The organism is Nocardioides daejeonensis (genome assembly GCF_003194585.1).
Taxonomy (GTDB): Bacteria; Actinomycetota; Actinomycetes; order Propionibacteriales; family Nocardioidaceae; genus Nocardioides; species Nocardioides daejeonensis.
Map to the genome: position 1 here is coordinate 1 of NZ_QHKZ01000010.1, position 23,389 is coordinate 23,389.

The window sequence follows — 23,389 nt, forward strand, 5'->3', positions numbered from 1 at the left end:
TGTCGACCCCTGGAACCAAGGAGGCGACCAGCAGCCGCCGCAGCCGGAGGACGGTCCGGGTGGCCCCAACAGTTCCGGCGAGGACCCCGACTGGCCCAGAGACACCGACTGGCCCAGAGACACCGACTGGCCCAGAGACACCGACGAGCCTGCGGAACCGACCCACAACGACTCCCACGCCCCTCACAACCCCGACAAGCGCCGCCTCGGAGAGCTCACCGAGCTCACCGACCTGGATGAGGCCAGCTACACCGACGCCCCGAACAACAAGGATGAGCGACAGGAGCCGGAGACACGACAGGGGCCGGACGAGCCGGATGTCGGCCGGGAGCCCGGTGCCGGTGTCGAGCCGTGGGGTGAGATGTCGCGGGCGGTGGCGTTCCCCGCTGATCTGCTCGACCGGCTGCAGGCCGTGGATTGGTCGGTGCTGGCGCCGCAACGGACGTTGTATGTGCACCTGCACGAAGCGGCCCTGCACGGCATCCCCGGCGTGGCTCGGGTCGAAGGACTGTGCCCCCAAACCCTGGCCCAGTTGCAGGGGCTACTGGTGGGGGCGAAGGTGAGCATCAAGCCGGTCATCGACCTCCACCAACGCATCCGCGCCACGGCCTATGAGCACCCGGAGGCGTTGAAAGAGCGGGTCTACCTGATCACCGGCGGTGACTACTGGCCCTGGGCCACCTCCACCAGCCGCCACCTCGACTACGACCACATCACCCCCTGGCCCAGCGACCCCCGACCACCCGACTCCCGACCACCCGACAACGACACCGGCCCGCCGGAAGATCCCGACGACACCGGGCCACCCGACGACGACGGTGGTGGTGGCACGCGACCCCCACCCAGGCCACCCCGGCCGCCTGGGTCACCGGGGTCAGGGGCCAGTCCCAGCACCGACTCACCGCGTCTCGACACACCCCCTCGCCCCTCCGCGGCACTCCAGGACCCAGGCGAGCCCGCAGCCGGGGACCGGCAAGCCGCCCCCGTCGCTGGTGGCCGAGACAACGCGACCGGCAGCCGCCCGGCCGGGTGGACCGGCACCGACAACTCCGGACCACTCGGACGCCGACACCACCGCCAGAAGACCTTCTCCGGCATCCGAGTCCGACAAGCAGGCGCCGGACGCTACATCCTCACCACCCGACACCAGCGCAGCTACCTGGTCGACCACCACGGCACCCGACCCATCCCCTACCCCCACGCCGAAGCAATCCGCGACGCACCCCCAGGCGTCGACCTCTACCCCAGCCCCCTCGCCATCGACACTGACGAATGGCAGTAGGCCGGAACCAGCGGAGGCGGAGGGGCGTCGTACTCCCATGTTCTCGGTTCTCGGACGTCCCGTTATCGGCGCCGCCGCCCTGTGCTCGCTCCTGATGCTGCCGATCGGGGTCGCCTGCGATGACGGGGAGTTGGCCCAGTCGCCAGTCGACCTGACCGTGACCGTGGCTGACTGGAACGGGTGGGATCGGAACCATGAGCCGACGCCGCAGATCCACACCCTTCACGGCGAGGTAGGCCAGAAGCTAACGGTCAGACTCTTCAGCGACGACCTGACGATCAGCGTGACGAAGGTCGATGGCGAGGAGATCACCGTGCGGACCTCCAGCGACATGGCTCCCGACACCGGATCGGGCAGCGACATGGTGGATCTCGAGGACACCTATGTGATCACGGCCGGTGACCCGGCTCGATTCTCGACGCCCACGTTGGACGCGGGCTACCACATCGAGGTGCGGATCACCGAGTGAGCGCGGTCGTCTTCGTGACCTTCTTGCCCGCGGCGGGCTTGAGGGAGACGACGACCTTGACCGAGCGGTGCTTCTTGAGCAGGTTCCGTGCCATCGCCGTGAGAGTGAGCTTCGCCTTGCCCTTGCTGCCTGCGGTGATCCGGTAGCCACCCTTGGCGACCTTCTTCTTCCCTGCCTTGACGACGACCTTGCCCTGACAGGGCACCTTTCCGGAACCGCAGGCAAGCTTGAGCACCGCCGACTTTCGTTTCTTGTCCGCGTCGACCTTGCCCTTGACCTTCGCCTTCGGCTGAGTGTGGGGCTTCAGCTGCGAGCCCGAACCGACGTTGACGTTGGTGACCCAGAGGTCGTCTCGGTCGACCCGCACGACGGAGTTGTTGTCGGCATCGGTGAACCAGATGTTGCCGTCCTTGCCGTAGGCGACCGAGGTCGGCTTGTAGTTGCCCACTGCAGCCACTGCCCCTTCGCCGTTCACGTTGAGGTGGCCGATGCCTTTGGCGGCACCGACGCTGGCAAACCACACGTTGCCGTCGGCACCTGTTGTCAGGCTGCGCGGTGCGACCCGGCTGCCGACTCGGACAGTACGGACAGCGTTGCTGTTGGTGATCCACCCGACGTTGCCGTCGCCGGGCGAGGTGAACATGGTGCCGCCGGTGTCACGACCGAACCAGATCTTGTTGGTGGGACCGGTGGCGACCGAGTAGGGGTAGGTCGCGTTCGAGGGGAGCGGGTACGCCGTCCCGCCGGTGCCGGCGGCGTTGACCTGGATCAGCTTGTCGAACTGCTGGCACCACATGAGTCCGTCGCGGCCGCGGCCGAGCGCGCCGTCGCACTCCGGGGCGTTGGCGTCCCAGTTCGCGTTGTCGCCGACGATCTTGACGATGCCGTCCTCGTCGTAGGAGACGGTCACCCAGACCGCCCCCGGCCCTACTCGGACCTCCTCGCCGTACGGGTAGTCGAAGCCCCACGTGTAGGCGGTCGAGGTGCTGGGCACGATCCGGCTGACCTTCCAGCCGGTGTCCCAGACCACCCAGACGTTGCCTGCGGAGTCGACGTCGAGGTCCTTCACCACGCCGTCGCCTGTCGTCGTGGCCGGCAGCGTGAACTCGGTGATGACGCCGGCCGTGGTGATCCTCCCGATCTTGTTGGCGTTGCCCTCGGCGAACCACAGGTCGCCGTTGGGTGCGGGGGTGATCCGGCGCAGCCCGGCCGAGCTGGTCGGCACGGGGTAGACCGTCATCGATCGCTTGCTCACCCGTGGCCTCGGGACCCGACGCGTCGGGAGCACGTCGACGCGCGGCGTGGCGGAGCGCAGGGGGCCGGCTGCCCGGTCGGGGCGTGCCGCGGTGTCGGACTCCGGGGCAGCGGGGGCGGCCTGGGCCGGCAGCAGGGTGAGAAGCGGGAGCACAAGGGCCGCCAGAGCTGCGACCGAGAAGCGACGTCCATGCCGAGTCATGCGGTTCGCCTGCCCTGCCCGGCGACGTCCCAAACCTCCGGTCTTGGCGGGGAAAGCGCACTAGTGTGCTCGCATGGAGGGAGCACAGACGATCGATCCTGCCGTGGACAAGCTTCGTGCCCTGGTCAGGATCCCGACGATCAGCCATCGCGATGCCTCGCTCAACGACGTCGCGGCTTTCGACAGGTTCGTCGTGGAGCTGGAACGGCAGTTCCCCTTGCTCCACGAGCGGCTGGAGCTGACCCGCGTCGATACGCATGGGCTGCTCTTCCGTTTGCCCGGCCACAGCGCCGATCGTCCGGTGGTGCTGATGGCCCACCTCGATGTGGTGCCGGTCGACGACGGGTCGCCGTGGCGGTTCCCGCCGTTCAGCGCCGAGATCCACGACGGAGCCGTCTGGGGGCGCGGCACGCTCGATGACAAGGGGGCGTTGGTCGCCGTCTGTGAGGCGACCGAGCGGCTGCTGGAGGAGGACTTCATCCCGCAGCAGGACGTGTGGCTGTCGTTCGGCTGCAACGAGGAGGTCTCCGGCGAGGCGGCACAGCTGGCCGTCGCCGAGCTTCGCCAGCGGGGTGTGGAGCCCTGGTTCGTGGTCGACGAGGGCGGCGCCATCGCCGGTGAGGCGCTGCCCGGCCTTGTCGTGCCGCTCGGGGTGGTCGGCGTGACAGAGAAGGGCACCACGTCGATCGAACTCACCGCCGAAGGACGGGGTGGCCACGCTTCCACCCCGGCGCGCAACGGGCCCACGGTGCGGCTGGCCAAGGCACTGACCCGGCTGGACGCCAGCGCGATGCCCAGCCGTCTCCCTGAGACGACCGTCGAGATGTTCCGCCGTACGGCGCCCCACCTCCCGGGGCCCATCGGTGCGCTGCTCCGCCGGGTCACCGACATCGCCCAGCTCCGGCCGCTGCTGGCGAAGGCGCTGGTCGCTGCCGGCCCCGAGCCTGCCGCCCTGGTGCGCACCACCTTCGCCATCACCACGCTCTCCGGCTCACCTGCCATCAACGTCATCGCCGCCACCGCGAAGGCGGGCATCAACGCGCGGGTCATGGTCGGCGACTCGGTCGCGGATGCGGTCGCCCATGTGCGCAAGGTGATCAAGGACGACGAGATCCGGATCGAGGTGACGGAGGTCGGCGAGCCGAGCCCGGTCTCGCCTGTCGACGACGACGCCTTCCGGCTCGTCGAGGCGACCATCCAGCAGACGTTCCCCGACGCGGTGGTGACGCCGTACGTGATGATGGCCGCGACCGACAGCCGGTTCTTCACCGAGATCTGCCCGCGGGTCTACCGGTTCATGCCGTTCCGGATGAGCAAGGCCCAGCGCCAGGCGATCCACTCCTATGACGAGCATCTCGGGATCGAGACGTTCCTCGAGGGCATCGACTGGTACCGACGTCTCATCGAAGGGCTTCCGGCATGAGTGGGTCTCGACAAGCTCGACCACCGGGTGACCAGGCTCGACCACCGGGTGACCAGGCTCGACCACAGGCAACGGTCGGCGACGGGTTGAAGGGACTGACGGCGGTCGTCGGGTTCCTGGTCTGTGTGGAGTTCGCCAGCGGCATCCTGCAGGGCTACTACACCCCGATCTTCACCGACATCGCCGGGCACCTCGACATCCGCGATGCCGACGTCAACTGGTTCGAGGCGGCGCAGTTGATCGTCTCCGCGCTGGTGGTGCCGCCCCTGGCGCGGTTGGCCGACCTGCTCGGGCACAAGCGGGTCCTGGTCGCCTCCACGGCGGTCACCGCGCTCGGCTCCTGGATCATGGCGTTCGCACCGAGCTTCACGACCTTCCTCATCGGCTCGGCGCTCCAGGGCGCGTACGTCGTGTGGCTGCCGCTGGAGGTCGCGATCATCTACCGGCGCACCGCGGGGTCGGGGCGTCAGCACGTGCTCACTCGTCGGGCCGCCGCGATCCTGGTCGGCGCCCTCGAGCTGTCGGTGATCGTCGGTGCCCTCACCAGCGGTGCGCTGGTGACCGCGACGTCGATGACGGTGCTGCTCGCACTGCCTGCCGCGGCGGTGACCCTCTGCCTGGTGGTGATCTGCTTCGGCATCGAGAACCTGCCCGGCAGCTACGACGGCCGGCTGCGAGCCGGCCAGTTCGACCTCCCGGGCCTGGGCCTCCTCACCGCAGCCATCGGCCTGATCATGACCGGCCTCATCGTGGTGCGCCTGGACGGTCCCGGAAGCGTGCTGGCCTGGGGCTTCATGGCTGCGGGAGTCGCGGTCTTCGTCGGCTTCGTGCAGGCCGAGCTGCGCCGGCCCGAGCCGTTGGTCGACGTACGACTGATGGCGACGCGAGGTCAGTGGCCCGTGCAGTTGTGCGCGTTCCTGTTCGGCATGTCGGTCCTGGGCGCGCAGATCCCGCTCTCCACGTTCGCTCGCACCGACCCCGATGCGGTCGGCTATGGGCTGGGCGCGAGCGCCTCCTTCGTGTCGACGCTGGTCGGCGTCTACGTCATCTTCATGGCAGTCGGGGCGTTCACCCTGCCGGTCACCGCGCGGTTGCTGGGGGAGCGGCGGGCGTTGGTCGCTTCGGCTCTGCTCGTGGCCCTGGGCTATGCGCTCTGGCTGCCGCTGCACGGCTCGACGGTGCAGGCGTTGGTCAACATGGCCGTGATCGGTGTCGGCTCCGGCGCTCTGGTGGCGGCGCTCCCCGCAGTCGCGGCGAGTGCGGCACCGCCGGACCGCACCGGCTTCGTGACCGGCATGACCAACGCAACCAAGACGATGGGCGGCGCGATCGCCTCGGCGGTCTTCGCCATCGCCTTGTCAGCGACCGGATCGCTGGAGACCGACCAGGGGCACGCGCCACTGGCGGGCTACCTGACGGTCTGGGGACTGTGCGCCGCGTCGGCGCTGCTGGCCGCCGTGGCGCTCAGCCGGATGCCGCGCGTCGCCGCCTGATCACTCCCGCTCGTCGCCGTCGCCGTTGTCGAGGTCGTCCTCGTTCAGCTCGTGCATGGCCGCTTCCTCGGCACTGGCACCGGCACCGTCGATGCCCACGTCCTCGCCGACGAGCTCCTTCTCGGTGTCCTCCCGCTCGCCCTGGTCGGGGGCGACCAGGCGACCACTGCGGCTCTCACCCGACATGACGTCGGAGGGATCGGCGAGTTCCTCATCGGCGGGCGGCTCCTCGCCGTAGGCGATCTGGGCGTTGGGGTCGGGCTCCTCCTGGGCGATGCGCTCGTCCAGCGTCTCGCCCTCGATCTCCTCCCGTGGCGTCACGCCCTTCGCGGTCACGCCTCGCGGGCGCTCCGGCGGTGAATAGCCCTCGTCGAGCACGTCGTCGACCCCACGATCGTCGAGGGTCTCCTCGGGTTGCAGCTGTCCGGATTCGGTCATGGGACTCCGGTACCCCCCACTGCGCGGCGCATGAACGTGGTAGGCAGGGAAGAGGAGGTCAGCATGGACGTGCGAGTGAAGCGGGTGCGGGAGGCTGCGGCCCAGAACGACGGCACCCGGGTCCTGGTGGATCGGCTCTGGCCGCGCGGGGTCGCGAAGGCCGAGGTCGTGATGGACACCTGGATCAAGTCCGTCGCGCCGTCGACCGAACTGCGCACGTGGTACGGCCACGACCCGGAGAGGTTCGACGAGTTCGCGAAGCGCTACCGCAAGGAGCTCGACACCGCCGCGGGGCGCGTCGCGCTGCAGGAGCTGCGCGACGCCGTACGTGGGAAGCGGCTCACGCTGCTCACCGACACCCGCGACGTGGAGCACAGTCAGGCCGCGGTGCTGGCATCGCTGCTCCGCAGCTGATCGGCACCGCTGCTCAGCTCTCGAGCAGAGCGCGGACCGCTCGCTCGATCCGGGCGCGTGCCGACCTCGCTCGGGAACGGGCGAGGCCGACGGGAATCGTGTGGCCCTCCTCGTAGCGTTCGATCACCCTCGGGTCGACGTAGGAGGAGCGGGCGACGGCGGGGGTGTTGCCCAGGAAGTCGGCGACCTCCTCCATCGCTTCCCGTACGGCGCGCCGCCGTTCCGCCTCGGCGCGCACCTCGGCGGCTCCGGCGAGGCTTCGTGCTGCGAGCACCGTGGCGTGCCACGTGCGGAAGTCCTTCACCGTCACCTCGAGTCCGGCCGCCTGTCGCAGGTAGTCGTTGACGGCGTCGGGGGCGAGCCGCTGCCAGCGAACTCCGCACTTGTGCGCGAGGAGCTGGTCGAAGCCTCCGCGCCGCCGCCGCAGCCGGGCGATCTCGCGGACGCAGGCGGCGTCGGTGACCAGCACGTCGTGCTCGACGCCGGACTTGCCGACGAAGCGGAACCGCAGGCCGTCTGCGACCGCACGGACGTGCTGCCGCTCCAGCGTCGTCAGGCCGAAGCTGCCGTGCTCGTCGGTGTAGTGGTCGTTGCCGATCCGGAAGCACCCCTCGTCGACGAGGCGCAGTGCCAAGGCGCAGCATCGCTCGCGGTCCGGATCGGGACGCCTCAGGTCCCGCGTGATGCGTCGCCGTACCTCCGGGAGCCGCGCCGCGAAGCCCAGCACGCGTTCGAACTTCTCCGCGTCTCGGTGCTCTCTCCAGTCGGGGTGGTAGAGGTACTGGCGGCGGCCGGCCTCGTCGGTGCCGACCGCCTGGAGGTGCCCGAGCGGATCGGGGCAGATCCAGACCTCGGTCCACGCGGGTGGGATCACCAGCGCACGCGCGCGTTCGCGGTCCTCGTCGGAGAGGGGCTTGCCGTCGGCGTCGCGGTAGGCGAACCCCCGTCCGACCCGGCGCCGCGACCACCCCGGCTCGTCGGGCGATGCATGATTGAGGTGCATGGAGTGCTCCAGTGCTGACGGGTCCGGGGCATGGGGATGCCGCTGACGGGTTACCCCCGGGGTATGTCTCTGCTACGCCCGGTGCTGCCCGGGGATCTGCCGCCGGAGCGGCTGGCGCTGCTCGTCATCGACCTCCAGGTCGCCTACCTCTGCGATGGTCCTCTTGCTGATCGCCGCGACGACCTGGTTGCCGGTGCCAACGAGCTCGCGGCTTGGTGCCGGCGGCGTGGCAGCCCGGTGGTGTCGGTGCGCACGGAGCACCGGAGGGACGGATCGACCTGGACGTTGAACATGCGCGAGGACGATGAGGGCTTCGCGTTTGCCGGCGATGCCGACGCTCAGCTCCTTCCGGAGCTGGAGCTCGTCGGTGCGCACGAGCTCGTGAAGACCCGAGACAGTGCGTTCGTGCGGACCGGTCTTGACCACTGGCTGACCGACGCCGGTGTCGAGGCGGTCCTGCTGTGCGGAGTCTCCACCCACACCTGTGTCGCGGCGACCGCCGCCGACGCCTACGCCCGCGACCTCGACGTCTTCCCGGTGGTGGACGCGATAGCGTCGCATCGGCCCGCATGGCACGGGCCAGCCCTGGAGCTGTTGCGTCAGGAGTACCGGTTGCAGACCCCCACCTGGGGGTCCGTCGTGGCCGCGGGCGTGCGGCGCTAGCGTCAGGTGAAGAGGCTGACTCCGCCGGGACCGACCAACAGGCCGACCACGATGAGCACGACGCCCCACAGGATCTCGCCGCGCACCAGCGAGACGATGCCGCTGATCACCAGGATCACCGCCAGGATCCACAACAGGAATGCCATTGTTCTGCTCCTCTCCCGCAGACCGTCCGGTCTGCGGGGGACCGGTGCCCCGAAATCGGCGTGACATACCCGATCCGGCCGGACAAACAACGCGACGTGGGCTATCCACAAGTCGCGGGTCAGGGTCGGTGGATCGTCGCCGGACTGCCAGACTGGTGACCTGACGTGGAGGTGTGCAGTGAGCAGTGGCGGGCGCGGACAGCGGGCGGCCATGGAGCGGTTGGTCCGGTTGATGGCGGTGCTCAGCCATGCCGGCAAAGACGGTGTGTCGGCCCAGACGCTCATCGACGTGGCGGGCTTCGGGCAGGCCGACCCCCTCTCGCAGCTCGCCCGTGAGTTCCGGTTCCTCCGGCAGCAGGGCTGGCAGATCGACAACATCGCCGAGCCCGGCGAGGAGGCGCGCTACCGGATGGTCAAGGGCGACAACCGGTTGCGGGTCGCCCTGGCCCCAGGGCAGCGCGCTGCCCTGCAGCGGGCCGCGCTGCTCGCCGACCGCGACGACCTGGTGGCCTCACTCGGCCTGCCCGAGGAGGCGCGGCCGGCCGACGTCTCAGCGCAGACCGCGCTCACCAGCCCCGGCGAAGCGTTCGACGTCGTCGTCGGCGCTGTCCGTCGCAACGCCTTGCTGCGGTTCCGCTACAAGGGCAGCCTGCGCGTCGTTCATCCGGCGTCGGTCCTGCGCGCCAACGGCACCTGGTACCTGACCGGGCTCGAGGACGGGGGTGAGGTGGCCAAGTCCTTCGTCCTCTCGCGGATGAGTGGGGTCTCGGCCGATGCCCCCGGCACGGCCCAGCCGATCGCGACCGCGCGCCGTCGCAGCCCGCATCCGATGCGCTGGCCGGTCGATCCTGCGACCGAGGTGACCCTGCGGTGCCGGCCGGAGTTCGTCCCCGACGTGCGTCGGTGGTTGAGCGCGCCCCGTTCGGAGCGACGACTCGATGACGACACCGTGGAGCTCGTGTACGACGTCACGCATCGTGCGGCCCTGCGCACCCGGCTCCATGCGCTCGGCACCCGGGTCCGGCTGGTGGGGCCGGAGGACGTGCGTGCGGAGCTGCTGGCCGAGCTGCGAGAGATGGCGGGACTCTGATGGCGACACCGGGCTACGTCTCCCGCATCGCGCGGCTGCCCCAGGTGCTCGCGATCCTCGCCGAGCACCGCGACGGGATGCCGATCGCCGTGCTCGCCGCCACGGTCGGCGTCCGTGAGGACGAGCTGCGTGAGGACCTGCTCGCCTACTTCACCGCCGATCCCATCTGGACCCTCGGACTCTCGCGGCCGACGACGCTGGAGTTCCTCGGCCCCGACGGCACGGAGGACGACCCCAACCGTGCTGAGCTGGTGCGGGTGATCTCCGACTCCGACGACCTCGGCGTGGAGCTGCTCGACGCCGACGAGCTGGCCCTGATCCACACCGCGGCCATGGCGCTGCTCGACCTGCAGCCCGACGACGAGGAGCTGGCGAGTGCGGTCGAGGTGTTGACCGAGACGATGCTGGGGGTGCCGGCCGAGGAGCGGCGTACCTGGCATGACGGGGTCCTCTCCCTGATGCAGGACGCGGCGCAGGCCCACCGAGTGGTGCGGATCGAGTACTCCCGTGCGTGGCACGCCGGGGTGACCGAGCGGGAGATCCACCCGCTCCGCCTGGTGCAGACGCGCCGTGGCTGGGAGGTCGACGCCGGGCCGGTCGCCGCAGACGGCGGCCTGCGCACCTACCTGCTCGGCAACGTGCGCAGTGCCGAGGTGCTGGAGGAGAGGTTCGAGCCGCCGCCGGGCGTGGCCGACCTGCTGACTGAGCAACGGGCGCTCGCCGAGGTGCGCGTGCAGCTCCCGCACGAGGCGCGGTGGGCCGCCGACATGTATGCCGAGTCGGTGCGGGTCGCCGACGAGGACGAGTCGACCTTCACCGCCGACCTGTTGCTGCTGGAACCGGTGGCGTGGCGGGTCGGGCTGCTCGCCCTCGTGGGTGGCGAGGAGACCCGGGTGCTCTCACCGGTCGACCTCATCAGCGCCGGGCCCGAGCTGGCCCGCGAGCTGCTCGCCCATCACGAGCAGCCCGTCGAGTAGCCGGCGCCTACGGTGCCGCGCGCCGGATCGTCGCCGACACCACCGCGCGGGTCTCGGCCGGATCGATCACGTCGTCGATCTCGAACGCCTTCGCCACGTTGAGCGCCTTGGCCTGCTCCCGGAAGAGCTCGGTCGACCGGGCCACCTCCGCCTCCCGCTCGGCCTCGGAGAGGGCGGCCAGCTCCTTGGCCATCGACAGGCGCACCGCGCCTTCCAGGCCCATCGGCCCGAGGTGGGCGGTCGGCCAGGCGACGGTCAGCAGGGGCCGGTGCGTGCTGCCACCGAGCATCGCCTGGGCGCCGAGTCCGTAGCCCCGGCGCAGCACCACGCCGACGAGGGGCACGGTCAGCCGTGCCCCGGCGGTGACCATCCGGGAGGCTTCGCGCACCAGGCCGGTGCGCTCGGCCTCGGGACCCACCATGAAGCCCGGTGTGTCGACCAGGGAGACCACCGGGATCCGCCACCGCTCGCAGAGCTCCAGGAAGTCCGCAGCCTTGGCGGACGCGGCCGCGGTGAGCGCACCGGCCTCGCGGATCGACTGGTTCGCGAGGATGCCCACCGGCTGTCCGTCCAGGCGGGCCAGCGCCGTCACCAGCTCCGGAGCCCACGCCTCCCGCAGCCAGAGGACGGAGTCGGTGTCGGCGAGCGTCTCCACCAGGGGGCGCACGTCGAACGCCTCGCGGTCGTTGGCGGGCAACGTCGTACGCAGCTCGGCCTGGTCGGCCGCCTGCCCGCTCGCCGGGGCGGGACCCAGCAGGGCGAGGATCCGGCGTACGGCCTCGACCGCCTCTGCCTCGTCGTCGGCGAGCACGTCGATCACGCCGGTGGCCGCCTGCTCGGCGACCGGCCCGATCTCCTCGGGCGCGAACTGCCCGAGCCCGCCACCGGCGATCATGGCCGGGCCCGCCATCCCGAGATTGGCCTCCGGGGTAGCGATCCGCAGGTCGGCGCACCCCGCAATGACCGCGTTGCCGGCGAAGCAGCGCCCGGAGACCACGGCGATCCGCGGAGCGACCTCGCCGAGCTGTGCCCAGAGGCCGAAGGAGCCGACGTCGAGCGCCGACACGATCGGGTAGTCGGTGTCGCCGGGGCGCCCGCCGCCACCCTCGGTGAAGAAGACGGTGGGCATCCGCATCCGGTGCGCGGTCTCGATGAGGCGGTCGGACTTGCGGTGCCCGCGCATCCCCTGGGTCCCGGCCATCACCAGGTAGTCGTAGGAGAGCACCATGACCGGTCGCCCGCCGACGGTCGCGGTCCCGCCGATCAGGCCGTCCGCGGGCGTCTCGACCACCAGCTCGGCGAGTGGCCGGCGCTGCTCCTGCGCCGCCGTGATGAAGCGACCGTATTCCACGAGGCTCCCGGCATCGACCAGGTCCGTGACGTTCTCCCGCGCCGTACGCCGCCCCGTGGCATGGCGCCGCGCCACCCGCTCCGGTCGCGCGGCGTCGGTGGTCAGGAAGCGCCGCGCCAGCAGCTCTTCGAGACCCTGGGCCGGCTGCTGGGACTCCTCGCTCGTCATGGCTGCATCCTCCCAGTCGAGGGTCGCGCAGGTCACACGTGTCTTCGTCGGGGCCCGGGGTACCGCCAGCGTGTCAGCACAAACGATCGATCAAGGAGTGGGCATGAGCGACCAGTTCGAGAACAAGATCGACGACGCCAAGGGCCGGGCCAAGGAGGCTGCCGGTGCCGTCACCGGTGACGACGAGCTCAAGCACGAGGGCAAGGCCGACCAGATCAAGGCGTCGGTGAAGGACAAGGTCGACACCGTGGCTGAGAAGGTCAAGGAGAAGTTCGACTGACCGCCGTCCTCTGACGACCTGGGCCGGGAAGGCGGCGCTCCCTGTGGGCGCGGCCGCCCGGCCCAGTAGTCTGCGCGAATGCGCGAAGACGTGGAGTTCAGCTCCGGGGGAGTGCGGTGTTCGGCCTGGTTCTATCCGGCCGCGACGGGCGGGACGGCACCCACCGTGGTGATGGGTCATGGCCTGGCCGGGGTGCGCGCGATGCGCCTCGGCGACTACGCGGAGCGGTTCGCCGCGGCCGGCTACAACGTGCTCGTCTTCGACTACCGGCACTTCGGGGACAGCGCGGGCGAGCCGAGGCAGCTCGTCTCGATCCGCCGGCAGCACCAGGACTGGGCGGAGGCGGTCGCGTACGCCCGCGTCCGACCGGAGACGGCCGGCATCGTGCTCTGGGGCTACTCGCTCTCCGGCGGCCACGTCATGGCGCTGGCGGGAAGGTTGCAGCCCGACGCGGTGATCGCGCAGATGCCGCACGTCAGCGGTGTCGCCTCTGTGCTCCGGGTCCCGCCCCGGGTGCTCGCTCCGGTGATCGGCCACGGGCTCCGTGACCTGCTCACCGCGCCGTGGTCACGCACGCCCCACTACCTCCCGGCGATCGGGGCCGCGGGAGAGGTCGCGTTGATGACCGCCCCCGAGGCGATGCGCTATCGCGAGCTCGCGCCCGAGGGCGTGGAGTTCGACAATCGAGTGGCGGCACGCTTCGCCCTGGCGATCGGGCTCTACTCGCCGGGGCGAAGGCTGCGCCGCAGCGGCGTGCCCGCCCTCGTGCAGGTCGGTCTGCGCGACGGGATCACCCCGCCGGACCCGGCGATCCGCGTCGCCGAGCGAGCGCCTGCCGCCAGTCTGTCGGCGTACGACGCCGACCACTTCGACCCGTGCCTGGGGGAGACCTTCGACCGGATCGTCGCCGAGCAGATCGCCTTCCTGGCCACGACGTACGGCGACTGACCGGCATGCTCGACCTCGACGACCTGACGGCTCGCCTGCTCGCCCCGGAGGAGGCGGCGACGATGCCGGCCCCCGGGAACGTCGACGCCGCCGTGCTGGTGCCGGTCTTCGAGTCGCCCGCCGGGCTGAGCCTGGTCTTCACCGAGCGCCACGCCGGCCTGCGCAAGCACGCCGGGGAGATCTCGTTCCCGGGAGGCCGCTGCGACGCTGGCGAGACGTACGTCGAGACGGCGCTGCGGGAGGCACACGAGGAGATCGGCCTCGACCCCGGCAACGTCGAGGTGATCGGCGCGCTCGAGCCGAGCGGCACCTTCGTCACCAGCTTCGCGATCCACCCGATCGTGGCCCGGATCCCGGCAGGTGTGGCATGGCGGATGCAGCCGACCGAGGTCGCGCAGGTGCTGGAGTTCAGCCTTGCGGACCTCGTCGCCGGATACTCCAACCGGCGGCTCTGGGAGAAGAAGGTGCCGGTACGGATGCCGAGCTTCACCGTCGGCGACCATCTGGTGTGGGGCGCCACCGCCCGCATCGTCGATCAGTTGCTGCGGCGCGGCGGCATCACTCCCGGCAGCGCAGGCTGAGCGCCAGTCGCACCTCAGGGTCGTCGAGGTCGACGTGCTCGCCCAGGAGCGCGCGGAGCTGGGTGAGTCGGTAGCGCACGGTGTTGGTGTGGACGCCGAGCAATGCCGCCGAGCGGCGCGGCTCGGCCCAATGCGCCAGCAGCACGCGGAGGGTCGACAGCCAGGCAGTGCCGTGCGCGGCGTCCTGGGTGCGCAACGGCGTCAGTGGGTCCGGAAGTCCCTCCAAGGACGCCGCGGCACGGTGGAGGGTGAGTGCCGGCCAGAGCTGCTCCGTCGTGCTGGTCCCGGCGGGGTGCAGCGCGAGCTGCTCGACGGCCAGCCGCCGCGAGCCGGGCAACGCTCCCACCGTGTCCACCACCGGGCCTGCCGAGAGGTACGACGTTGTGCCGCCGCCGGGACCGGCCGGAGACTGCCACCAGGGCCAGGAGCCAGGTCCCTCGCCGCCGACCGTCGCGAGCGCCAGCACGTCGTCGCCGAGGTCGGCGATCAGGGGCGCGGCCCAGCCGTGCCGCCGGGCCAGCGTGATCCACAGGTCGCGGCGGGCCTCGGCGGTCGGGCCGGCGGCAGGACCGCCGAGCGCCACCACCCGCCAGGGTGCCGGACCTAGGTCGAGGTCGCTCGCCTCGCCTCGCAGGGCCGCCCGCACCTGCTCGACCGAGAGCTGCCGCCCCAGTTCGGCGCGGGCGCGCAGGCGCAAGAGGTGCAGGGCGACCACGTCGGCGGCGCCCCGCAGGCCCGCCAACTGCTCACCGGTCACCGCCGTCTCGCGGACCGCCCAGATGGAGCCGAGCCAGGTGTCGCCCGCGCGCACCGGCACCACGAACCGGGGTCGCACCCAGGAGGTGCCCGGCCGGCCGGCGAAGCCGGCCACCAGGAACGGCTCGTCAGAAGTGGCCAGCCGGCGGAAGACGCCGTGTGCCCGGAAGTGTTCGCGCACCTCGCGAGGCACTCGGCGCCCGATGATGGTGGAGACCCGCGCAGGGTCGGTGTCGGCCTGGCGACTCGAATAGGCCAGCACGCGGGAGTGTGCGTCCTCGATCGTCACCGGGGCATCGATCATCTCCTCGATGTGCTCGGCCAGCGCGAAGAGCTCGTCGAGGCTGCCTACGCCGCTGCCCTCGGGGCGCCGTGCCTCGTTGATCGCGGCCTGCAGCAGGCCGAGCACCAGCGACCACGAGACCCCGTCTGCCAGCGTGATCAGGGTGAGCGACAGCCGGGCGCAGCAGGCGCGCAACTCCGGCGTGACGGCTCCTCGGCGTACGACGAGGCCGGCGGCAGGCGGTGCGCCGCCGTGTTCGTCGACCCGGGCCAGTCGCTCGAGCCGCTCGGTCAGGTCGGGCAGCGGGCTCGTCGCGAGGAGCAGGTCGCCGGGGTGCGCCGTCGCCTCCAGGTCGGCGTCGACGAACTCGAGGCCGGCCACGGCGCGCTCCGTGCCGGCGTGGACGACGCGCAGCAGTTGCGGAGGCACGGCATGGACGAGCTCGGCAGCGGTGGGCATCCAGCCATGGTCCTGCTGGAGGATCGCACAGTCAATTGCCGGAGATGGTGAGTGGATCGCATGAGGTAGGGCGTCGCGTCCACCGCCATGCTGGCAGGAGGAGCCACTGGAGGAGGAGTCATGCAGGGTCCTGCGGATGTTGCTGTGGTCGGTGCGGGGATGGTCGGGCTGGCCACGGCCTGGTATCTGAACGAGCGTGGCGTGCGTGTGACCGTCTACGAGCGTGACCATGTCGCGGCTGGCTCGTCCTGGGGCAACGCGGGATGGCTCACGCCGGGGATCGCCACGCCGTTGCCCGAGCCGGCCGTGCTCCGTTACGGCCTCAAGGCGCTGCTCAGCCCGTCCTCACCGGTCTATGTGCCACCGTCGGCCGACCCGCGACTGCTCCGCTTCCTCACCGGCTTCGCCCGGCACAGCACCGCAAAGCACTGGGCTCGCGCGATGCGTGCGCTGATCCCGCTCAACGACCAGGCGTTGGGCGCGTTCGACGAGCTGACCGCGGGGGGAGTGGACGCGGTGACGCGGCCCGCCGATGCCTTCCTGGCGGCGTACCGGACCGAGGCGGAGCGCCGGGTGCTGCTGGAGGAGCTCGAGCTGATCCATCGTTCGGGTCAAGACATCGCCTTCGATCTGCTGACCGGTGAGGAGGCTCGCGGCATCGCTCCCAGCCTCTCGCCCGCCGTGGGCGCCGCGATCCGGCTGCGTGGCCAGCGGTTCATCGATCCGGGCAGCTTCGTGCACGCCTTGGGGGACGCCGTACGCAAGCAGGGGGTGGAGCTGCACGAGGGCACGAACGTCATGGACATCCGCCCCGAAGGCGACGGGGTCGTCGTGGTCGGCAACGGCCGGCCCGTGCACCACGATCGCGTGGTGCTGGCTACCGGTGCCTGGCTGGGGTCGTTCGGGCGTCGCTTCGGGATCCGGCTGGTGGTGCAGGCGGGTCGCGGCTACAGCTTCAGCGTGCCGATCGAGACGGTGCCCGAGGGGCCCGTCTACTTCCCGGCACAGCGAGTGGCGTGCACGCCCCTGGGCGAGCGTCTGCGGGTCGCCGGCATGATGGAGTTCCGCAAGCCGGAGGCGCCTCTCGACCAGCGTCGGATCCAGGCGATCGTCGACGCCGCGCGTCCGTTGCTCACCGGTGTCGACCTCGACAGCCGTCAGGACGAGTGGGTCGGTTCGCGGCCGGTGACTCGTGACGGCCTCCCGCTCATCGGCCGTACCCATGCCCCGGGGGTGTACGCCGCAGGCGGGCACGGCATGTGGGGGATCACGCTCGGCCCGATCACCGGTCGGCTGCTGGCCGACGCCATCGTCGAAGGGCGCGACGTCCCCGAACTTGCCCCGTTCCGCCCGACGCGCTGACGCGCAGGGTCAGACGGCGGCCCTGCGTCGTCCGAAGGCGAGGTAGCCAAGGGGGCCGAAGGGCTGCACGACGCTGGCCGCCCGCCAGAGCAGTTTCGGTCCACGCACCTGTGCCGCTTCGCGGCGCTTGAGGTCGCGCAGCATCCACCCGGTCAGTGCCGCCTCGACGACACCGCCGATGACGACCACCTTCTGTTGGGTGGGGGTCAGGTCGTTCCAGCTCTTCTTCGCCATGTGCTCACGGTAGCCAGCGGAGCCGAGGCGCCCGGGTGCGCCTCGGGCCCTCCGTGTGGCGGGGCGCACATCTTTGGCCGTTCCGCTACATATACGTAGCAGAACTTCCTATGCTGCGGGCGGGAGGACGGGTGATGCCGCCCGGCGCGATGCCGGACCCTGATGTGGAGCGTCCGTGCGCCGCATTCCTTCCGGCTCTGTTCACTTGTCTGGAAGGAAGCTCCCCCATGTCCATGCCGCCGCCCTGGGAGCAGGCATCGTCCCCGCAGCCGCCCATGCCTCCGCAGCAGTACTCGCCCCCGTCCTCGCCGCAGCCGAAGTCGCACGTGCTGGGAAAGATCGCGCTCGGCGCCGCGGTCGTCGGCTTCCTCTTTGCCTGCGTCCCGGGTGCGCTGATCGTCGGCTGGGTGTTGCTGCCGATCGCGTTCATCCTCTCGCTGGTGGCGCTCTTCCAGCAGGGGCGCAAGTGGCCGGCGATCACCGGCCTGATCCTCTCGATCGTCGGGACGATCGTGGGCTTCATCGTCTTCGCGGTCGTGGTGGTGGATGCCGTGGATGACGCTGTCGACAAGGTGGTCAACGACGACTCCACCGACTATGCGGTCACCATCGACGCGGTCAGTCAGGTCAAGAGCGACGAGGGCAAGCCGGCCCTGCTGGTCGAGATGACGTTCACCAACAACGGCGACGATGCCGCCAACTTCCTCTGGGCGGCCGAGACCAAGGCGTTCCAGGGAGGGGTGGAGCTCGAGGACGCCTACATCGACGACTCCTCCAACGCGTCGAAGGACATCAAGCCGGGCGCCTCGATCAAGGTCAGGGAGTCGTTCGTGCTCAAGGACGCCTCTGAGGTCTCCTTGGAGGTGGTCGAGTCGTTCGACCTGAACAGCACGGTCCTTGCTCAGCAGACGGTGCCGATCAAGGCGAAGCCGGGGGAGGCCTTCGGCGACGATCATCAGGAGTTCGAGATCACGATCGACGGTGCCCGGCAGGTCGTCGACTTCGACGGCAAACCGGCCCTTCTGGTGGACTTCACCTTCACCAACAACAGCGGCAAGGCCAAGGACTTCATGTTCGCCGCCGATGTGACGGTCTTCCAGGACGGCAAGGAGCTGAAGGACGCCTTCCTCCGGGACAACTCGCCCGAGATGGAGAACATCATGAAGAAGATCAAGCCGGGGCAGACGATCAAGGTCCAGGAGGCCTACGAGCTGCGAGGCAAGACGGAGGTCACGGTCGAGGTCACCGATCTGTTCTCGACGGAGGACAAGGAGATCGCTTCCCGCACCTTCCAGGTCACGTGACCTGAGCTGCTCCCCGGAGTCGCCTCGCGCGACTCCGGGGAGCGTCCGTCTCAGCTGCGCACGCCGACCGGCGCGTCGCCGACGATCGAGATCCGGTCCATCACGCGCCGCTGCGGGTGGTAGTCGCTGGAGGCGTAGTGCTGGCAGGCGCGGTTGTCCCACATGGCGATGGTGTTGGGCTGCCAGCGCAGGCGCACCTGGAACTCCGGTCGCATCACGTGTCGGTAGAGCGTGGTCAGCAGCTCGTTGGACTCCTGCTCGTCCAGTCCGAGGATCCGCTGTGTGAAGATCATGTTCACGAAGAGCACCCTGCGGCCGGTCTCCGGGATCACGCGCACGACCGGGTGTTGCACCGGCGGGAACGCCGGACGCAGCAGGTCGATGACCTCCTGCTCCATGCCTACTCCGAAGGCGCCGATCCAGTCGTGCTCGGCGACCAGCGGGTCGATCCGTCGCTGCAGCTCCTCGGGCAGCAGGTCGTAGGCGGCGCCCGTGTCCGCCCAGAGGGTGTCGCCGCCGACGGGCGGGATCTCCACCGCACGCAGCACGGCGGCGAAGGAGGGGTGCGTGTGCCAGGAGACGTCGTTGTGCCAGTTGTTCTCGGTGCCCGCGGATTCCATGCCCTTGGCGAGGGTCGTCACGTCGACATCGGTCTGGCCGGGCTGGGTGTACTTGAAGAACGGGTGCTGCTCGAGCTCGCCCCACAGCTCGGCGAAGGCGCGGTGCTCGGCCCGGTCGATGTCCTGGTCGCGGAAGACCAGCAGCTTCCACTCCAGGAGGGCACGGCGCAGCTCCTCCTGCACCTCGGGTGTCATGTCGCCGTTGAGCCTGACGCCGGTCACCTCCGCGCCGATGGTCGGCGTCATCGGCGCGACCCGCAGATGCTCGAACGGCGCCGAAGCGAAGTCGCTCGGGGTGCGCTCGGCGATCAGCGGGCCGAAGGCGGCGAGCGGGTCGGTGGCGGTGGGGACGATGTAGGCCATGGTGTTCTCCTGCTCAGGGTTGGGTGGGGGCGTCGAGCACCGCGGTCGCGGTGCGGACCAGGTCGTCGACGACGAGGTCGACGGGGATGCCGGCCTCGTCCCGATGTCCCTCCCAGGTGGCGAGGGTGGCGACGCTGAGCATCACGAGGGAGCCGAATCGAAGCTCGGCGAGCGGCGCGGGGAGGGGCGTGGCGGCCCGGAAGCGCTCCCGCAGGTCGCGGAAGCTCGCGGCCCGGACGTGCTCCAGCACGCGGGCCGACTGGGTCGGGTCGGAGAGCGCCTGCATGAGGAAGCGGGCGAAGGTGCTGCCCGGCCGGCCGAGGGTCTGTGCCGCCAGCGGCCGGACGAAGACCGCCGCGACTTCCGCGTGGCCCAGCGGTACGCCGGCACTCGCCTCCAGCAGTTCCCGGCGATGCGCGTCGACCGGCGCCATCCTGCGTTCGAGCACCGCGTCGAGGAGGCCGTCGCGGGAGCCGAAGTGATAGCGCGCCGCGGACTTGTTCGCCTGGCCGGCCCGCTGTTGCACCTCGCTGAGCGTGGTCTGCCCCAGGCCGCGCTCGGCCGCGATCTGCTCCGCGGCGTGGATCATCGCGGTACGGGCCAGGTCGCTGCGAGAGGACATGACCCGATTTAAGGACTACTCCTTAATTGCGGGGGTCTCGCTCCCGGTCACCGGGAGCGCCGCCGGCTGGGCTGCGAAGCGACGGGCTGCCAGCGCCAGGTAGGGAAGGACGATCGCAGGCAGCACGAACATCGCCCGCGCACTCACCAGCTCGGAGATCGCTGCGATGGCGACCGCGGCGACGATGAAGCCGGCGTAGTTAGAGACGTTGACGCGCGCGACCGCCCGGTCGCCGGCGCCCGGGGCCGCATGGGCGGCCGCCACCATGGCCAGCGGCGGCACCAGGGAGAGGCCGAGTCCGAGCAGGGCGAAGCCGAGCACGACGAGCCACACCCCCGGGGCGACCACGACCAGAAGCCCTCCCGCCGTCGCGACCCAGCCTCCGATGCGCACGACCGCGGGGGCGCCGTACCCCTGGACGAAGCGGTCGCCCACCACCCGGACCAGGAACAGGCAGACCTGATAGGCGCCGTACGCCGCCGGTGCGGCGGTCGCCGACGCCTTCAGACCGTCCTCCATGTAGATGCCGCTCCAGGTGGAGACGGCCCCGTCGTTGAGCCACATCGCGAAGGTCGGCAGGGCGATCAGCAGCACCGGCCAGAAGGGCACCGGGGCCAGGCGGCCGGCGGCCGTCGGTGTCTCCAGGGGATCGGCCTCGACCGAGAGCATGCCGCCGCAGGCGATGAGGTTGACCGCAAGCCCGAAGCCGGTGATCACGATGAGGGAGAGACCGAGCGACCAGTCCAGCTCCGCGGTCAGGGCGGCATACCCCGCGCCGAGTGCGGCGCCCAGGCTCCAGACCGCATGGAAGCTGGTCATGATGCTGCGGCCGTAGGCGTCCTGGACCGCCACCCCCTGCATGTTCATGGAGGCGTCGACCGCACCTACGCAGAGGCCGTAGACCGAGGTGAGCGCTACCAGTGCGCCGAAGTTCCCGGCGACCCCCGGCAACGCCACGGCCAGTGAGGCGCCGACGAGGCTGAGGCGCAGGGTCCACGCCGATCCCCAGCGGGTGGCCGCCTGGCCGGCGACCGCCGAGCCGACGGCGGAGGCGCCGGCGACGGCGAGCACCAGCAGCAGGATGTCGACATCGCTGAGGTCGAACTTGTCCTTCATTGCCGGCAGTCGGGTGAGCAGGGATGCGAAGGTGAGTCCCTGGATCGCGAAGGCGATCGCCACCGCTCTCCGGGCCCGTGCGGTGGTCTCCATGTCCGGCATCCTGCACCACGAAAGGGGGTCTGCGACAGAGTTTCGGGACAGTTGACCTAGTTGTTTTCGGTCCACGACACGTCCCAATCCGCAGCCGGTGTCCTGCGTCGGTAGCAGCCGACGGCAGAATCGGCTTCATGAGCAAGACGAACCCGGGCAACTTCTTCGAGGACTTCACCATCGGCCAGGTGATCGAGCACGCCACGCCCCGCACCGTCACCGACGGTGACCGGGCGCTGTATGGCGCGCTCTACCCGACCCGCTTCTCCGTCCCGTCGGCAGCCACCTTCGCGGCGTCGGTGGGGTTGGACCCGTGGCCGGTGGAAGAGCTGATCGGCTTCCACATCGCCTTCGGCAAGACGGTGCCGGACGTCTCGCTCAACGCCGTCGCCAACCTCGGCTACGCCGAGCTGCGGTTCCACCGACCGGTGGTGCCCGGTGACACCCTGCGCACCCGCTCCGAGGTGATCGGGCTCAAGCAGAACTCGAACGGCCGGACCGGCGTCGTGCATGTCCGCTCCACTGCGACCAACCAGCGCGGCGAGGTCGCGATCGACTGGGCGCGGTGGGTGATGGTGCACAAGCGCGAAGCCGACGCGCCGGCGCCGGAGACCGTCGTACCGGAGCTGGCGGCGGTCGTTGCTCCGGCTGATCTGCCGATCCCGGCCGGCCTCGACTTCAGCGACTACGACTTCAAGGCGGCCGGCGAGTCGCACCGCTTCGGGGACTACCAGGTCGGGGAGAAGATCGACCACGTCGACGGCGTGACGCTCACCGACTCCGAGCACATGATGGCCACCCGGCTCTGGCAGAACACGGCGAAGGTCCACTTCAACGTGGACGCACGCCCCGATGGCAAGCGACTGATCTACGGCGGGCACATCATCTCGATGGCGCGCGCTCTCTCGTTCAACGGTCTGGCGAACGCCCAGCTGATTGCCGCCATCAACGGTGGGTCCCACGTCGCCCCGGCCTTCGCTGGCGACACGGTCCACGCCTGGTCGGAAGTTCTCGACAAGGCCGAGGTCGACGCCCCGGGCGTCGGCGCGCTCCGGCTGCGCCTGGTCGCGACGCGGGGCCGCGACGTCTCGATGACTCTGCGCGGCGACGACGGGAAGTACGCTGAGGGTGTGCTCCTCGACCTCGATCTCTGGGCTCTCGTGCCGCGATGACGCGCATCGCGGTCGCCGGCGGTACCGGTGAGGTGGGCGCCCGGGTGATGGCCCGAGGCGCCGAGCGGGGGTTCGACATGGTCTCCCTCTCCCGGGCGAGCGGCATCGACCTGATGTCGGCGGCCGGCCTCGTCGATCTGCTGGGTGATGTCGACGTGGTGATCGACTGCCTCAGCATCTCCACGGTGCGGCGCGGCCCGGCGATGCGGTTCTTCGCGACCACCACCCGCAATCTGCTGGCGGCTGGGGCGGAGGCGGGGGTGAAGCACCATCTCGCGCTCTCCATCGTCGGCGTCGACCAGGTGCCCTACGCCTACTACCAGGCCAAGCTGGCACAGGAGCGGGCGATCACCGACTCGGGGGCACCCTGGACGCTGCTGCGCGCCACGCAGTTCCACGAGTTCGCCGCTCAGATGGCGCAACGCTCGGCGATCGGCCCGTTCGTCCTGGCCCCGCGGATGCTGAGTGCTCCCATCGCCGCCGACGAGGTCGCCGACACGCTGCTCGACCTCGCCGGTGCCGAACCACGGCGCAGCATCGTGGAGGTCGGTGGTCCGGAGCGGCGGCAGATGGTCGACATGGTGCGCGAATGGTTGGCTGCCACCGGCTCCCGCAAGCGAGTGATCCCGGTGCCCATGCCCGGTGCCGGCGAAGCAGCCCGGTCGGGAGCCCTCTGCCCGGTCGCACCGATGCGGACCGGCACGCTCACCTTCGCGGACTGGCTCAGCACCCAACGCTGATCCGCGACGAAGCTGGCGTTTCAACCTGCTGAAGCTGGCGTCTCGACTGTGGACGTGGCGCTTCGACGGGAAAAGGGGAGGCC

At 70.4% G+C, this 23,389-nt stretch carries 24 protein-coding genes and 1 pseudogene; 15 read left to right on the plus strand and 10 right to left on the minus strand.

The genetic code is table 11. The features are described 5' to 3' along the window. Both DNK54_RS19405 and DNK54_RS19410 read left to right on the plus strand, forming a co-directional pair. A pseudogene (locus DNK54_RS19405) lies at window positions 1-1,282 on the plus strand (hypothetical protein); the annotation flags it as partial. A gap of 37 nt (window positions 1,283-1,319) precedes the next feature. Further along, entirely contained in the window at window positions 1,320-1,751 is a 432-nt protein-coding gene (locus DNK54_RS19410) for a hypothetical protein (RefSeq protein ID WP_110208669.1), read from the plus strand. Here DNK54_RS19410 and DNK54_RS19415 read toward each other — a convergent pair. Beyond that, complete coding sequence (locus DNK54_RS19415; protein ID WP_110208670.1) at window positions 1,741-3,207, minus strand: Vgb family protein; 1,467 nt, start codon at window positions 3,205-3,207, stop codon at window positions 1,741-1,743. The genes DNK54_RS19410 and DNK54_RS19415 overlap by 11 nt on opposite strands. 73 nt (window positions 3,208-3,280) lie before the next feature. Between DNK54_RS19415 and DNK54_RS19420 the strand changes: the two genes are divergently transcribed. Together DNK54_RS19420 and DNK54_RS19425 are read left to right on the plus strand one after the other, a co-directional pair. After that, complete coding sequence (locus tag DNK54_RS19420) at window positions 3,281-4,630, plus strand: M20/M25/M40 family metallo-hydrolase (RefSeq protein WP_110208671.1); 1,350 nt, start codon at window positions 3,281-3,283, stop codon at window positions 4,628-4,630. A gap of 86 nt (window positions 4,631-4,716) precedes the next feature. After that, window positions 4,717-6,123 (plus strand): MFS transporter, encoded by a 1,407-nt coding sequence (locus DNK54_RS19425; protein ID WP_239460199.1) that lies wholly within the window; start codon window positions 4,717-4,719, stop codon window positions 6,121-6,123. Here DNK54_RS19425 and DNK54_RS19430 read toward each other — a convergent pair whose 3' ends face one another. Continuing rightward, window positions 6,124-6,561 (minus strand): DUF5709 domain-containing protein, encoded by a 438-nt coding sequence (locus tag DNK54_RS19430; RefSeq protein ID WP_110208673.1) that lies wholly within the window; start codon window positions 6,559-6,561, stop codon window positions 6,124-6,126. Window positions 6,562-6,624: 63 nt separating this feature from the next. Here DNK54_RS19430 and DNK54_RS19435 point away from each other — a divergent pair, with 63 nt between their 5' ends. Continuing rightward, a complete protein-coding gene (locus tag DNK54_RS19435) occupies window positions 6,625-6,975 on the plus strand; it encodes a DUF488 domain-containing protein (RefSeq protein WP_110208674.1) in 351 nt (116 codons plus the stop codon). A gap of 13 nt (window positions 6,976-6,988) precedes the next feature. On the opposite strand, the gene DNK54_RS19440 is transcribed toward DNK54_RS19435, so the two are convergent. Next, on the minus strand, window positions 6,989-7,978 hold the full coding sequence (locus tag DNK54_RS19440) for a DNA topoisomerase IB (RefSeq protein WP_110208675.1): 990 nt from the start codon (window positions 7,976-7,978) through the stop codon (window positions 6,989-6,991). 63 nt (window positions 7,979-8,041) lie between these two features. On the opposite strand from DNK54_RS19440, the gene DNK54_RS19445 reads away from it, so the two are divergent. Next, window positions 8,042-8,641 (plus strand): cysteine hydrolase family protein, encoded by a 600-nt coding sequence (locus DNK54_RS19445; RefSeq protein ID WP_162602564.1) that lies wholly within the window; start codon window positions 8,042-8,044, stop codon window positions 8,639-8,641. 2 nt (window positions 8,642-8,643) lie between these two features. Here the strand turns inward: DNK54_RS19445 and DNK54_RS21360 are convergent, their stop codons facing one another. Next, window positions 8,644-8,787 carry a GPGG-motif small membrane protein gene (locus DNK54_RS21360; RefSeq protein WP_204164713.1) on the minus strand — a complete coding sequence of 48 codons (144 nt, stop codon included), beginning with the start codon at window positions 8,785-8,787 and terminating at the stop codon, window positions 8,644-8,646. A 178-nt stretch (window positions 8,788-8,965) separates the two neighbouring features. Between DNK54_RS21360 and DNK54_RS19450 the strand changes: the two genes are divergently transcribed. Beyond that, window positions 8,966-9,877 carry a WYL domain-containing protein gene (locus tag DNK54_RS19450; RefSeq protein ID WP_162602565.1) on the plus strand — a complete coding sequence of 304 codons (912 nt, stop codon included), beginning with the start codon at window positions 8,966-8,968 and terminating at the stop codon, window positions 9,875-9,877. Further along, on the plus strand, window positions 9,877-10,854 hold the full coding sequence (locus DNK54_RS19455; RefSeq protein ID WP_110208678.1) for a helix-turn-helix transcriptional regulator: 978 nt from the start codon (window positions 9,877-9,879) through the stop codon (window positions 10,852-10,854). Before DNK54_RS19450 ends, DNK54_RS19455 begins: the two co-directional genes overlap by 1 nt. 7 nt (window positions 10,855-10,861) lie before the next feature. Here DNK54_RS19455 and DNK54_RS19460 read toward each other — a convergent pair whose 3' ends face one another. Further along, entirely contained in the window at window positions 10,862-12,373 is a 1,512-nt protein-coding gene (locus DNK54_RS19460; RefSeq protein WP_110208785.1) for an acyl-CoA carboxylase subunit beta, read from the minus strand. Window positions 12,374-12,476: 103 nt separating this feature from the next. Here DNK54_RS19460 and DNK54_RS19465 point away from each other — a divergent pair, with 103 nt between their 5' ends. The 3 genes from DNK54_RS19465 to DNK54_RS19475 all read left to right on the plus strand — a co-directional run bounded on the left by DNK54_RS19465 (window position 12,477) and on the right by DNK54_RS19475 (window position 14,182). After that, window positions 12,477-12,653: a CsbD family protein gene (locus tag DNK54_RS19465; protein ID WP_204164714.1), complete on the plus strand. Its 177-nt coding sequence runs from the start codon at window positions 12,477-12,479 to the stop codon at window positions 12,651-12,653. Window positions 12,654-12,731: 78 nt separating this feature from the next. Next, the gene (locus DNK54_RS19470) at window positions 12,732-13,601 is read left to right on the plus strand and encodes an alpha/beta hydrolase (protein ID WP_110208680.1); all 870 of its coding nucleotides are present in this window, start codon (window positions 12,732-12,734) and stop codon (window positions 13,599-13,601) included. Window positions 13,602-13,606: 5 nt separating this feature from the next. Continuing rightward, window positions 13,607-14,182, plus strand: a complete 576-nt coding sequence (locus tag DNK54_RS19475; protein ID WP_110208681.1) for an NUDIX hydrolase — start codon at window positions 13,607-13,609, stop codon at window positions 14,180-14,182. Here the strand turns inward: DNK54_RS19475 and DNK54_RS19480 are convergent. Further along, a complete protein-coding gene (locus tag DNK54_RS19480) occupies window positions 14,160-15,680 on the minus strand; it encodes a PucR family transcriptional regulator (RefSeq protein ID WP_110208682.1) in 1,521 nt (506 codons plus the stop codon). The two genes, DNK54_RS19475 and DNK54_RS19480, sit on opposite strands and share 23 nt — an antisense overlap. Window positions 15,681-15,800: 120 nt before the next feature. On the opposite strand from DNK54_RS19480, the gene DNK54_RS19485 reads away from it, so the two are divergent. Then, window positions 15,801-17,042, plus strand: a complete 1,242-nt coding sequence (locus DNK54_RS19485; RefSeq protein ID WP_110208683.1) for an NAD(P)/FAD-dependent oxidoreductase — start codon at window positions 15,801-15,803, stop codon at window positions 17,040-17,042. A gap of 9 nt (window positions 17,043-17,051) precedes the next feature. Here the strand turns inward: DNK54_RS19485 and DNK54_RS19490 are convergent, their stop codons facing one another. Beyond that, a complete protein-coding gene (locus DNK54_RS19490; RefSeq protein WP_110208684.1) occupies window positions 17,052-17,276 on the minus strand; it encodes a hypothetical protein in 225 nt (74 codons plus the stop codon). A gap of 227 nt (window positions 17,277-17,503) precedes the next feature. Between DNK54_RS19490 and DNK54_RS19495 the strand changes: the two genes are divergently transcribed. Further along, window positions 17,504-18,580: a DUF5067 domain-containing protein gene (locus DNK54_RS19495; RefSeq protein ID WP_110208685.1), complete on the plus strand. Its 1,077-nt coding sequence runs from the start codon at window positions 17,504-17,506 to the stop codon at window positions 18,578-18,580. Between the two features lie 50 nt (window positions 18,581-18,630). On the opposite strand, the gene DNK54_RS19500 is transcribed toward DNK54_RS19495, so the two are convergent. From DNK54_RS19500 to DNK54_RS19510, 3 genes are read right to left on the minus strand one after another with little or no spacing between them, the layout of a single operon-like run. Next, on the minus strand, window positions 18,631-19,563 hold the full coding sequence (locus tag DNK54_RS19500) for a TauD/TfdA dioxygenase family protein (RefSeq protein WP_110208686.1): 933 nt from the start codon (window positions 19,561-19,563) through the stop codon (window positions 18,631-18,633). A 13-nt stretch (window positions 19,564-19,576) separates the two neighbouring features. Beyond that, a complete protein-coding gene (locus tag DNK54_RS19505) occupies window positions 19,577-20,185 on the minus strand; it encodes a TetR/AcrR family transcriptional regulator (protein ID WP_204164715.1) in 609 nt (202 codons plus the stop codon). A gap of 15 nt (window positions 20,186-20,200) precedes the next feature. Then, entirely contained in the window at window positions 20,201-21,394 is a 1,194-nt protein-coding gene (locus tag DNK54_RS19510) for an MFS transporter (protein ID WP_162602566.1), read from the minus strand. Window positions 21,395-21,531: 137 nt separating this feature from the next. Between DNK54_RS19510 and DNK54_RS19515 the strand changes: the two genes are divergently transcribed. Both DNK54_RS19515 and DNK54_RS19520 read left to right on the plus strand, forming a co-directional pair. After that, window positions 21,532-22,566 (plus strand): MaoC family dehydratase, encoded by a 1,035-nt coding sequence (locus tag DNK54_RS19515; protein WP_110208688.1) that lies wholly within the window; start codon window positions 21,532-21,534, stop codon window positions 22,564-22,566. Further along, entirely contained in the window at window positions 22,563-23,306 is a 744-nt protein-coding gene (locus DNK54_RS19520; protein WP_110208689.1) for an SDR family oxidoreductase, read from the plus strand. The genes DNK54_RS19515 and DNK54_RS19520 overlap by 4 nt, the downstream gene beginning before the upstream one ends. Window positions 23,307-23,389 lie beyond the last annotated feature (83 nt).